The organism is Flavobacterium sp. B330r (assembly GCF_056824325.1).
Window position 1 is genome coordinate 5,291,713 of sequence record NZ_CP124860.1, and the last position, 13,355, is coordinate 5,305,067.

Annotated in this window: 7 protein-coding genes; 2 read left to right on the top strand and 5 right to left on the bottom strand. The window is 36.1% G+C overall.

Annotated elements, in window-relative coordinates:
* Nucleotides 1-22 precede the first annotated feature (22 nt).
* On the bottom strand, nucleotides 23-946 hold the full coding sequence (locus tag QLQ95_RS23255) for a FecR family protein (RefSeq protein ID WP_482501915.1): 924 nt from the start codon (nucleotides 944-946) through the stop codon (nucleotides 23-25).
* Nucleotides 947-1,030: 84 nt separating this feature from the next.
* Nucleotides 1,031-1,555, bottom strand: a complete 525-nt coding sequence (locus tag QLQ95_RS23260; RefSeq protein ID WP_482501916.1) for an RNA polymerase sigma-70 factor — start codon at nucleotides 1,553-1,555, stop codon at nucleotides 1,031-1,033.
* A 264-nt stretch (nucleotides 1,556-1,819) separates the two neighbouring features.
* On the opposite strand from QLQ95_RS23260, the gene QLQ95_RS23265 reads away from it, so the two are divergent.
* Together QLQ95_RS23265 and QLQ95_RS23270 are read left to right on the top strand one after the other, a co-directional pair.
* Nucleotides 1,820-2,878 (top strand): phosphatidylinositol-specific phospholipase C1-like protein, encoded by a 1,059-nt coding sequence (locus QLQ95_RS23265; RefSeq protein ID WP_320493770.1) that lies wholly within the window; start codon nucleotides 1,820-1,822, stop codon nucleotides 2,876-2,878.
* A 241-nt stretch (nucleotides 2,879-3,119) separates the two neighbouring features.
* Nucleotides 3,120-5,051 carry a metallophosphoesterase gene (locus QLQ95_RS23270; RefSeq protein WP_482501917.1) on the top strand — a complete coding sequence of 644 codons (1,932 nt, stop codon included), beginning with the start codon at nucleotides 3,120-3,122 and terminating at the stop codon, nucleotides 5,049-5,051.
* 277 nt (nucleotides 5,052-5,328) lie between these two features.
* Here QLQ95_RS23270 and QLQ95_RS23275 read toward each other — a convergent pair whose 3' ends face one another.
* The 3 genes from QLQ95_RS23275 to QLQ95_RS23285 all read right to left on the bottom strand — a co-directional run bounded on the left by QLQ95_RS23275 (nucleotide 5,329) and on the right by QLQ95_RS23285 (nucleotide 13,240).
* Entirely contained in the window at nucleotides 5,329-6,954 is a 1,626-nt protein-coding gene (locus tag QLQ95_RS23275) for a glycosyl hydrolase family 18 protein (protein WP_482501918.1), read from the bottom strand.
* A gap of 193 nt (nucleotides 6,955-7,147) precedes the next feature.
* Nucleotides 7,148-9,802, bottom strand: coding sequence for a beta-1,3-glucanase family protein (locus tag QLQ95_RS23280; protein ID WP_482501919.1), 2,655 nt, complete (start codon nucleotides 9,800-9,802; stop codon nucleotides 7,148-7,150).
* A gap of 126 nt (nucleotides 9,803-9,928) precedes the next feature.
* Nucleotides 9,929-13,240 carry a family 16 glycosylhydrolase gene (locus tag QLQ95_RS23285; RefSeq protein WP_482501920.1) on the bottom strand — a complete coding sequence of 1,104 codons (3,312 nt, stop codon included), beginning with the start codon at nucleotides 13,238-13,240 and terminating at the stop codon, nucleotides 9,929-9,931.
* Nucleotides 13,241-13,355 lie beyond the last annotated feature (115 nt).

A 13,355-nucleotide genomic window follows, 5' to 3' on the forward strand; every position in this document is an offset into this window, starting at 1 on the left:
CCCGCAACTGCTTTTTTTGTTTTTAATCCACTTTTACTATTTCGCCATAGACTTTGAATTTTAGGTTTGTGATATAATTTATTTGTTCCAAAACATTTTCTAATGTCGCGTCCTTCTTAATGAATACCGTTAACGGCATTGCTAATACGTGTTTATTATTATACTCAAAAGAAACTCCGTATTTATATTGTAAAATGGTGATTACTTGTTTTAAAGTAGTTTGATTTAGCGTAACATCTTCATTATACCAATTCACCAAAAATGCTTTATCGGCCAATTGTTTGGTTAATTTTTTACCTTCAAATAAAGCTTCCTGATTCGGTACTAAATCAACACTCTGCCCTTTTCCAGACACATTTACTTTTCCGGTTACTACAATTACCTTACAGTTTAATTTTGATAATTGAATGTGAAATGAAGTTCCCACAACTCTTGTCTGTATTTCGCCAGAATGAATAATGAAAGGATGTTTTTTGTCTTTGGCGACTTCAAAAAACGCGTTTCCTTTTACTAAAGAAACTGTTCTTTGATCGCCTACAAATTTTTCAGGATACTGAAATGATGAGTTTGCTGCCAGATAAATTTTCGAACCGTCACTTAATTGGATAGATTTGGGAATCGATGACGTTTTAAATGTGATTTGTTTTTGGTTTAAAACATTTGGTCTCAAGAAAAATCCTAAACCAAGCAGAAAAAGAATGCTGGCAGCAGCTATATATTTTAAATAAGGACGGAAAGATTTCTTCTTTCCAATTCTTAACTGAATTTCATCGTACATGTTTTGAGATTCGATTTCTGGATTTCCCATAAAATCATTATCCCACTTTGATTTTTGATATTCGCTGAAAGCAAAATCATGTAATAAATTTTCTTCTGCTGATGAAGTTTTTCCTCGCGAACTTTTATCTAGCAAATACTCTAAACTATGTTTGATTCTTTTTATCATAAATACTTATTGTTATGAATAAGTACCAGAATCTCGAAATCGTACTATCGCCAAATATTATGAAAACATCAAGCGAAAGTTATTTTAAAATTGTTGATTGAAAATAATGAATGGCGCCAGCCAAGCCAAGTCTTTTAAGCCTTCGCGAAGTTGTTTTACCGCAGATGAAATCTGATTTTTTACGGTTTGTTTCGAAATTCCAAGCTCCTCTGCAATCTGATCGATTGTCATGTCTTGAAATTTATACATCAGCAAAACTTCTTTTCTTTTCTCCGGAAGTTTATCTAATGCAGCATAAAGCAGATCCATCACTTCTGGATCAATTGTCGAAAAATTGTCAATAATGTAGTCTTCGAATTTTTCTTCCAGAATCGTCTTATCAAAACGATTGTTCTGATAATGTTTGAAAACCTGATTCTTAACCGCGCGAAACAAAAAAGGTTCAATCGCATTAATATTCAGCTCTTCTTTTCTTTCCCATAAATCCACAAAAACATCTTGAACGATGTTCTGCGCCAAGTCTTTATCCTGAGTCATCGTATAAGAAAACGCATTGAGCTTTTTCCAATATTGATTATACGTTTGTTCAAAAATTTCAGGATTATTCATATTATAATTACAGGCTTTTTAATATCGTAAAATAATAAAATGAAAAGCCAATGCTTTTTGCGTCAAGGTTATCTTTAAATTAATAAATAAACACGTTTGTTGTATTAATACTACTTTTTCAAGACAGAAATAGAAATGTCTTTGCGATTTCTTTTTTTTAATCTAACATAGAAACCAATAGCAGCTTTTAACTTAGTCCCTTTCAAAAAATGCAATTTTCTTTTGATGCGTCCCAATCAACAGTATCAATTACATTTTAGAATTATGAAACCATTTTTGTTCACTTTATTATTAGCAGGAGCTTTAAGCGTTCAGGCCCAAAACGACAATCTGAAAATGAACCAGCTTCAAGTTATCGGATCGCATAACAGTTACCGTCACGCGATCGAAACGGACTTATACAATACCATTCAGGCACGAGACACTTCTCGTTCGCTTAAGGGTTTACAATATACTCACATCAGTATTACAGATCAATTAAACAAAGGTCTACGCAATCTGGAAATTGATATTTTTGCTGACGCGAAAGGCGGAAAATATACTCATCCGAAAGGTTTAGATATCGCAAAATCTGAAGAAGCTTACGACCCAGATGGATTAATGAAAAAACCGGGTTTTAAAGTTTTCCACATGCCGGATATCGATTTTAAAACTTCTTGCTACACTTTTGAAATCTGTTTGCAGGAACTAAAAAAATGGTCTGATGCCAATCCAAATCATATTCCCGTTTTTATCACTTTAGAGCCAAAAGACGGCGATGCTAATTTCTTCGGAACAAAACCAGAAGATTTCACTGCATCCGTTTTTGATGAAATGGATAAAGTAATTCGAAAAGAATTAGGAAAAGACAAATTGATTACGCCAGATATGGTGCGAGGAAAATACAAAACACTCGAAGAAGCCGTTTTGCATGACAACTGGCCAACTTTAAAAGAAGCCAAAGGACGATTTTTATTCCTATTAGATAATAACGGCGCAAAAAGAGATTTGTACGCATTGAATCATCCGTCCCTTAAGGGACGCGCCGTTTTCATTAACGCCGAACCCGGAAAACCAGAAGCCGCAACATTATTCAGAAATAATTCTGAAGATCCGCAGATTGAAGATTTAGTTAAAAAAGGATATTTAATAAGAACAAGAGCAGATTCTGACACCAAAGAAGCGCGTGCCAACGATTATTCGCATTTTGAAGCAGCTAAAAAATCAGGCGCACAAATAATCACAACCGATTATTATCTTCCAAGCACTTTCTTCAATTCACCGTACCAAATTAAATACGATGATGGAAGTTATGTTAGAAATAATCCTGTTACTGGAAAATAGTTTTTTTTTGTTTCAGGTTTCAGGTTTCAAGTTTCAAGTTATTTCTGGAACGGGAAACCTGAAAATTGAAATAATAATAATTTTAACCGCAAAGAGCGCTAAGATTTTTTATTTAAGATTGCGTTTAGAAACGCAAAGTTCGCAAAGCTTTGTGTTCTTCGATTTTTATAAATCATGCTTAAAAATCTTAGCGAACTTTGCGTAACTCTTTGCGCTCTTTGCGGTAAAAAAAACAAAACCTATGAATTCAAAATTTATAATATTATACATAATCTCGCTCCTAGTTTTTTTCAATAACGTAGCATCCGCACAAAAAGTAAAAAACCTCAACGGAACACAAATCGCATTTTTATCTGATGTCCATCTACAGGATTTATTCGGAAGATTTTCAGATTCAGATTATAAAGGCGTTATAAATCCGAAAACGGGAGAATATGTTTTGGTGCGAACGATGTCATCTCAGCTACATTCTACTCGAATATTCAATGAAAATTATTTCGCCTTTATAGCCGCTTTAGAAGATATCGCTAAGCGCAAAATCAAATACGTCGCACTTCCTGGAGATTATACCGATGACGGACAGCCAATTCACGTTCGCGGATTAGCCAAAATATTAGAACAATACACCAAAAAGTACGGAATAGAATTCTTCATCACCACAGGAAATCACGATCCGGTTGGGCCATTTGCTCAAGAATCTGGAAAAGAAGATTTCTTAGGCAATGATGGTAAAAGTCAGCCCATTTTTAGCAAAGACGGCCTTTATAAGCCCAATTTAAACACCGAACAGCCAGTAGTTGTTACCGCCGATATTGCTAAAATGGGTTATTTAGGAATTACAGATCAGCTTCATGATTTTGGTTTTCATCCAAATAAAAAATACAAATTCTGGGCAACACCATTTTCTACCTATTCAAGCAAGAATTATACATTCGAAAAAGCTCTAGAAAGCGCCAAATTGGCAAATCGCGTATACGAAGTAGCACTTGGTTATGAAGTTCCAGATGTTAGTTATGTCGTAGAACCTATCAACGGACTTTGGCTGATGGCCATTGATGGAAATGTTTATATTCCGAAGAAAAATGCTTCTACAGAAAAATATTCTAAGAATTACAGCGAAGCCAGTACAGGTTACAATAATGTGCTTTCGAACAAAAAACATCTTATAAAATGGGTTGAAACTATTTCGGCGGAAGCCAAAAAACAAGGAAAAACTTTAATCGCTTTCAGCCATTTCCCTATGATTGATTTTAATGATGACGCTTCTGCAGAAATAAAAGAATTGCTTGGTCCAAACAAATGGCAATTAAACCGAGTTCCTGTCGAAGAAGTAGCACAAGTATTTGCAGATGCAGGATTGAAGATTCATTTTGGAGGCCATATGCATATCAACGATACGGGAGTTCGAACTTCAGCAAAAGGAAATACTTTGGTTAACATTCAGACTCCATCGCTTGCAGCCTACATTCCTGCTTATAAATTATTGAGTTTCAAAAAAGATAATCTCGTAGATATTCAAACCATTACTATTGACAATGTTCCGAGGTACAACGAACTTTTTGATTTATACAAAATGGAATATCAGTTTTTGGAAAGTCAGAACATGCAAGACATTTGGAATATTGATATTTTAAAAACGAAAAACTATCATGATTTTACCGATTTTCATTTAAAAGAATTAGTTCGACTTCGTTTCTTAAAAGACGATTGGCCTTCTGCTTTCAAATATTTTATATTGAATGTTTCTGCAAAAGATTTACTGGTTTTAGCCAATATGCAATCCGATCAAGATTTTGATTTTATTCTAAAAAATAAAGAGCAGTTTCAAGAACAATGGAAAGAAGCTGAAACTAAATCGGAAAAAATCCTAACTCAGAATAAACTCAAAAAAGAAAACTTTAATTGGACGGGTTATGATCTTCTAGTAGATTTTTATCGTTTTAGAAGTGCAGATGAATTGGCTTTGGCTGATGTTGGAATTCAAAGAGCAAAAGAATATAAAGTTTTGTCTGATTTATTTTTAGAAGGTTCCAAAGCTGATCTTTCAAAAGATACTCCGCTCCAAAAACAGATGAAGTTATTCCTAATCATCTTCAATAAATTTATGCACGAAGTTCCAGCAGATCATTTTACAGTTGATTTGAAAAATGGTGAAATTAAGAATGTGAAGTGATTCTCTTTTTTAACCGCAAAGCACGCAAAGTTTTTATCTCTGCAAACCTATTAAAAACGCAAAGTTCGCAAAGCTAAACTTAAAGCTTTGCGAACTTTTTTATTTTATAAAATTTAGTCTTAAAAAACTTTGCGCTCTTTGCGTAAACCTTAGCGTTCTTTGCGGTTAAACATAAAGCTTTCATCATAAAAAAGGCCGTCCAAATAGACAGCCCTTTTCATCACATTAAAACCTAAAATTTAATGTATCTAAAACCATTATGGCAAATGGGTTATGATTATTTTTTAATAAAACGTCTTACCGTTTTTATTCCGTTTTTCTCTACCGAAATCAGATAAATTCCTGTTTTTAAAGTCGAAACATCAATGCTGTTATTATTTACGGTTTGAGAAAAAACAGTCGCACCGCCTTCTGTATTGATAACATTTACATTTCCGCCAGAAACCTCTGTGCTGAAGAAAAGCTGACTTTCAGTCGGATTCGGATAAATTTCTAAACTCGCAATTGATTGTTCTGAACTTGCAGGAGCAGATTTAGCCGTTGAACCCGATTTTGTAATTCTAAACCAGTTTATATTAAAACCTGTGTTCTGAACATATATCCCGAAATTATACGTTCCAGCATTTACATTTACGGTTTGAGTAATCGTCTGCCAATTTTGCCATCCTCCTGTATTTGGCACATTTATAGCACCAAGCTGAATAGTTCCTGCATTTAAATCAGATGATAATCTTCCGCCCGTAACTGCACTTGCTACTCGATATTCTATTTGATAGGAACCAGAAGTTGGAAAATTAATATTGTAATAAGCCATCCAGTCGCCTGTGTCGCAATATCCAACATTTAATCCACCACCTGTATCGGTTGTTGCTTCGGTTTGAACACCACTCATCGTATTATAATTTTCAGCCTGAATTGTAGTTCCAGTTGCTGGAGGATTACTTCCTGTAATTACCTGATTAACGGCTGTCAGTAAAGATTTAGATCCTGTTGCATCTTGAGACAATTCCCAAATCATAACTCCGCCTGCGTTTTGAATCGCAAAAGTCGTTTTTTGTTTGATAGTTGGAATTCCGTTATAATAAATCGTATTTCCAACCTGATCCAGATTCTCCGCTCCTGGATATTGCGCTACAATATTCGCATAAGAAATTCCTTGATTAGCAGAGGCTCCAAAACCGTAACCATAAAACGGAAGTCCAATGATAGCTTTACTTGCTGGCAATCCTCTCCCTGTCCAATAATTAAACTGATTTACCGCCATGCTGTAAGGCGAATGCTGTCCCGGATTATTTGGTGCCCAAGGCCCAGTTGCATCATAAGCCATGATATTGATCCAGTCGTAAGCTGCAAAAGTAGATGAAGGTACATTGGCACCACCATATCCTTCTGAAAGCGCTGCTGAAATCAATTTGCCATTGGCATGCAATTTATTAGCCAAAGCAATCACAAATCCGCCGTAATCTCCATTAATTGCTGGACCTTCTAGATCTACGTCTACACCGTCAAAATTATGGGCTACAACATAATCGTAAATTTTCTGAATGAAAGCCGTTCTGTTGGCGGGCGTAATTAAATTGAAATAATTATCACGAATTGGTCCGCCTTCAGAAACAGAACCACCTCCAAGCGATACAAAAACTTTTACGTTTTGAGCATGTGCAGCATTTATTATTGCATTACTTCCTGAATTAAAACTTAGATAACCATTGGCATCAGGATTTTCGAATGCAATATTAATATGCGTTAATTTACTGTACTGAATCGTACTCGAAAAAGCATTCAAGTCGATCCAGTTGGGAACGTAAGCTATTACTTTCTTTTGGGCCGAAACTAAATTAAAGACACCCAACACTAAAATAATCATGCATTTCTGCAGCATTCTTTTGTAATTGTTTTTCATAATAATTGTTTTAATAGATTAATAAACTCGTAAATGTTGGGACGGTTATTTGAGTACTTTCTATTTTAGATTTTAGATTGCAGATTTTAGATTGGGATTTGGCAAAGCCAAATCCCAACTAGGATAGTGTACAAGTGATTTCAAAATAATCTAAAATCTAAAATCTGCAATCTAAAATCACTTTAATCTAAAACTATTTCTTTATGAATCGCTTGATCGTTTGTTTGCCATCTTTTTCAAAAACTATAAAATAGATTCCTTTTCTTAGATGCGAAACATCAAAACTATTGTTGTTGATTTTTTGAGATGCTACAGTAGATCCTGTTTGCGAATCGACTATTTTTACGCTTCCTCCAGAAAGATCTGTTGTTACATACAACGTATTTTCAACTGGACTTGGATAAACATTTAAAACAGTTTCAGCTGGTTCTTCAACTGTTTCAACTGAAGCCATTCTTGCTGTTCCTCCTGCTCCTTTTGTAATTTTAATCCAATTGATATTCATTCCTGTATTCTGAATGTAGATTCCGAAATTATATGTTCCTGCATTTACATTTACAGTCTGCGAAACGGTTTGCCAATTTTGCCAACCTCCCGTATTCGGAATATCAACATTTCCTAAAACAACAGCTCCAGCATTCAAATCAGAAGATAATCTTCCGCCCGTAACACCGCTTGCTACTCGATATTCAATTAAATAAGAACCAGTTGTTGGGAAATTAATATTGTTATACGTCAGCCAGTCCCCTGTTTCTGTATAACCAACGTTTGAACCTCCGCCTGTATCGGTAGTCGCTTCGACTTGAATGCCGCTCATTGCTGAATAATCTTCTGCTTGAATCAATACCGAAGTTTGTAAACTTGTAGCTGGAATCAATTTCCATTGTCCGCAAGTTTGATTGTTGTTATCCCATTGCTGTACAATTGCTCCAGAAGCGGTACTAGCTCCTGCCACCTCAACAATTCTTCCGCTATGACGGGCCACAATTTTATAATAGCCATCGCCTGTTGCAACCAAAATAAACTGCTGATTTGTGGTAGCATTGTATGGATACTGTTCTACTCTTGCGCCATTTGCTTTATTGAAGTTATTAATGTCCATTGACATTCCGCTGTGGTTCGCAATGATTTTATACAATCCATCACCTAAATGCGTGAAAGTAAATTTCTGATTGTTTCCAGAATTCAAAGCGCCTTGATTGATTCCTGCTCCGTTTGACATACTCGAATTCCAAACATCCATATATAATCCGCTGTTTCTGTTTTGAAGAAAGAAAGTCTGGTTTCCTAAAGTTGTCGTTCCGTTTGCAATAATTCTGATTGAACTTACTTTATCATTCCAAGTGGTATTCAAACAAGAATTATCAGAATTGATTACAGTTGAAGCTCCGCCAAAATTATCATCTTGATATAAAATCGCCTGATAACCGGGAGTAATTTTAAGCGAAGAAATATCATCATTTAAAACTCCTAAAGAATTTAAACGAGTCAAATTGTAATCTCCAATTGTCAATCCTGCTGAGAACCCTGTGTAGTTACAATCTTTATAAACTGTGATTACATCTGTTGTAGCTGGAACTGAAGGCGTGGTAAGTCCATAATAACCACCAAATGTAGCAATGACTTTTGTTGGAGATGGTGAATGAAGCGATGGCGACTGATCGGCAACATCATCATAAGCAAATCCGTAAGCCAAATTATCAATATTAATTCCTGGTAAATGCCAGAATTTAGAATAATGATTGGTTGGATTTACTTGATAATATTTCGATGCATCGTACCAATTTTGCTGTCCCGGATTTGCTGTTGTAGTATTTACCACATGTCGGTTGATCGCTGCTGTTAACTGAGCCTGAATTACAAGATCTAAATCTCCATCAACCAATCTTCTGTCCAAAACACCTTTTCCTTCAAGTGCTTCTTGCGTTGTTGGCCTATTTTGAACACGTCCAGTTCTTCCGACAAAAGCACCAGATTGTCCCACCATTTCTAATTGTTCTCCAATAACTCTTCCTTTAAAAACTCCCGCATCTCCTGCATAAAAGATCAAGTCTTCATTTTTGTATTTATTCCAAATCGCATCGATATATGATTTTAAATAATTAGCGTATGGTCCTGATCCTTCAGCATAAGCAGCTGTTTTAGAAGGAGCGGTAATTTCTCCAGTTGCATCATTGACACAGCCTTGAAATTCTGCTGGAACATTCGCTTTAAAAGCTGCAACAATATCTGCATGTTTTTTCAAGTCTCCCACCTTCTTTTGATATCCGTTGGCACCAAACAATTCCAATCCCATTGGATATTTATATGAATCGACTCTTGTTGGATTTCCGAAGAAACCATATTGATTATTGGTCAATTCGATCATTTCATACAAAATTCCCTGATTTGGATCTGTTGCGTTCTGCGGATTTGGAGATGCATATCCCGAAGGCGCTCCGCTTGCTCCAAAAAAGTAAAAGTACAATTGTGAGCCTTTAGAAATAAAAACTCTACATCCTGCAATTAATGGCAAAGTGAAAGTTTTGTTTGGAATTTCGCTCAGTTTTGTAAAACATGCGGCATATTTTGAGTTTTGTCCCGGTCCTGTGTTTCCTCCATAAGTGGGTCCTGTAACTGTATTATAAGAAGCATTCATGGGCAAAACCTGACTTGTCTTGGCATTGACCCAAACGTGATTTCCTGTAGTATAATCGATTCCTACAATGGCAACATATAGGTCGCTGTCTGCAAATGTCGAATTATTACTAATCGTAAACGGTACAGGCCCTTGAGCATGCATTAGGCTTGAAAACACTAAAAAAAGCGTCATCAAAAAAGAAAATCTTTGAAGTCTAATTTTATTCATATCTAAATAATTTTGGGGTTACATAATAATTAGATTCTAAAACTAAAGTCATTTGAAAATGACTAAATAATTCCGCCAGGTGCAACTGGTCTGCCCTCCTTGAATTGCACCCAACGGATTTAAAAATTATTTCTTAATTAACTTCTTACTCCAACTCTTTTGATCTGATTTGAAGTTTAAAATATAGATTCCTCTGCGAAGTTTACTCACGTCAATTACACTTTCATTCCCTTGAGGTTTATTCTGTAAAATCAAAGTTCCAGAGTTATCATAGATCGTGATCACTTTATTGTCTAAGTTTTCAGGAGATGAAACTTGAACATAGTTTGTTGTCGGATTTGGATAAACTGCAAAAACAGTTTCTTCTTCCTGAGGTTCTTCGGCAACATTCAAAGCCATTCTAGCCGTTGAAGAAGATCCGTAAGCTTCAATTTCATACAATGAATATCCGTAAGGAGCCAAAGCTTTTGCTGTACATAAAATGCGAAGATATCTTCCTGTTCCGCTTACCGCTAAATCATCCGTTCCGCCATCGCTTGCCGTTTGTGTACTGATGGTTTCATTTTCTGTAAAAACATTGTCAGTTGAAAGCTGTATTTTATATTGAGTTGCATAAGCAGCTTCCCATTTTAAAACTACTCTGTTAAGTGTATAATTGCTTCCTAAATCCACATAAATCCATTCGGTTGCATTGGCAAAAGAACTCGCCCATCTTGTACCTCCATCTCCATCTGTTGCTTGGTTTGCAGTAAAAGTCGCATTTTCTAATGTCGAAGCCGTTGCTGTTTTAGCCAAAGCTAAATTCACATTTGGAGTTTCTGTAGAGGCTAAATTTAAAGCTCTCAGATTATCAAAATAATAGGTATTTCCAGAATTAGTTCCCGGTTCAAACAAGAAAACAAAACGGTTGACATCATTATCTGGAGTTGAAGCGTCTGGCGTGCTTACATACGTAAAAGTAATAGTATGCCAAGCGTTGCTCTGTTTTACCACTCCCTGATAAATACTGTGTCTTCCAACAGGATAATTGGACGGAACTGAAGCACTACTTTCTGCTTGCCATGAAATAATTGATCCAACTGGCGCAGAAGTGTAAACATCCATTGCAAACTTTTTTGTTCCCGCTTTAAAATCACCTATGTTGTTTAAAGTCGTGTTGAACGAGAAATTATCATACAACTCCGTTGATTTACGAACGTATTTTCCAACATTAGAAGAAGTATTGATTCCGCTTGCATTTGGATTTGCTGTGTTTGCTGTATACGTTCCAATAGCATCTCTAAACGTAATATTGTGAATCGTTTGATAATCTTCATACACTACGCCAGGCGTAAAAGTATCTGGAAGCTTAGTCGATCCAATTCTAATATTATCAAAATAATATGTATCGCTTGTGTACGAACCCGAATTGAACAATAAAACCATTTGATTCACTGCCAGATTCGAAGTTCCAGCATCCGGACTGGAATTATAGTAGAAAGTTAATGTTTCCCATTGGTTTTGTTTGGTTGTAATGGCTACGTAACTACTATTTCTTCCTGTCGGATAATTGGCTGGAAGCGAAGTCGCACTATTTTCAAAATTCATGCTTACAACCGTACCAATTGGCGCCGTTGTATAAACATCAATCATAATTTTATTGGTCTGACTTTTGAATAATCCTGCATCTTCAATTGAAGTTTGTGTATTAAAAAAAAGTACATCATATTGCTCAGATGCATTTCGAACGTACTTCGCTACATTTGCAGATGAGTTAACAGCATTCGAACCCGGATTTGCCACAACAGAATACGTTCCCGTTGTCGTTCCTTTTATGATTTTATTTGCTCCATCATAGTTTTGCAGAACATCTGTGGCAATAATTGGTTTTTCTGGCGCTGCTTTTGTTAGCAGATTATCAAAATAATATGTCGCTCCAGAATTAGAATTCGATTCAAAAAGAATTACAACATTATTAATCGCTAATGCGCTCGTATTTGGATCGATTACTTTTTCAAATTCAAATTCAATCGTTTCCCATTTGTTCTGAACTGTTGTCGTCGCTTTAAAACCACTATGTCTTCCTGACGGATAATTGGTTGCAGTTGTTACATTGCTATTTTCCAATTGCATCGAAATTTTTGTTCCAACAGGAGCCGAAGTATAAATATCAAACGAAAGTCTTTTTCTTCCGTACACATAATCGTTCGCATTGGTAATGATTACGTTTCTAATATTCAAAACATCGTACAATTCACTTGAATTTCGAACGTATTTTCCAACCAAAGCAGAAGTGTTAATTCCTGTGGCCGAAGGATTCGCGACAGCTTCTGTCAAAACTCCCGTTTTTACAGGATACAATACATTTCGATTACTCTGGAAATCTTCATGTATTTTTTCTACTGGCAATGCTGGTTCGGTTGTAACGGCAAGTTTGTAAGTATTGACATTACAGCCAGAAACCGTTGCAGCTACAGAAACATCTCCTCCAGAAGTTCCCCAATTTACAGTAATCGAATTTGTTCCCTGCCCTGATGCAATTGTTGCGCCTGCTGGAACTGTCCAGTTATAGGTCGCCCCCGCAATTGCATTTACAGAATAGGTTTTACTAGTTTCATTTTGGTAAACTTTGTTATCTCCTGCTACCGCATATTTAAAACTCCCATCGTAAACACGAACATAATCGACTTGTAATTTTGCTGGGAAATCACCTGGAACTGGCGCTACTCCCGCTCCATTTACACTGGTATAAGGCGTTCCTGCGCTACCAACAGCAAGGTTTAAAATGATATAAAACTGACTATCGTTAAAAGGCCATCCGCCATTAACGGTCGTATTTGGAGTTGCTGTATGAAATAAAACATCATCAACAAACCATTTGATAAAATTTGGTCCCCATTCTACCGCATAAACGTGAAAATCTGAAGATAAATCTGTTGGAGAACTATAGCTTCTACCCGTAAAATGATATCCGTTTCCATCATAATGAATCGTTCCGTCTACAGATTGCGGATTTCTGTGTTTGGCTTCCATAATATCAATTTCACCGGTAAACGGCCAGTTTCCGTTTACAGGAAGCATCCAAAAAGCGGGCCACGCGCCTTGTCCGTTAGATAACTTCATACGGGCTTCAACCCTTCCATATTTTAGAGAATATTTTCCTTCTGTAGTTAATTTTGAAGAAGCATACGGCTGATCTGGGAATGAAGCGCTCGGCTCATACTTTGCCTGAATGTTCAAATAACTGTTTGCACCTTCTTTTACAATTGTCGCCTGATTCGGATCATAGCGCTGTGCCTCGGCATTTCCAAATCCGCAGAGCGACGGACAGCCATTTCCTGAAATGCTTTGCCATTTGGTCAAATCTACCGTAGTGCCATTAAATTCATCAGACCAGACCAATGTATTACATTGGGCTTGAGTTTTAAGAAATGGCAGCAGTAGAAATAAAACTGCCACACAAAATTGTTTTAATAAATAGGAATTACTTTTCGGTGGTCGGCCGAAAAAAAAGTCTTTTTGCTTCATTTTAAATAGGTTTTAGTTAGTAAATGTTATTTCTTCAATAAAAACC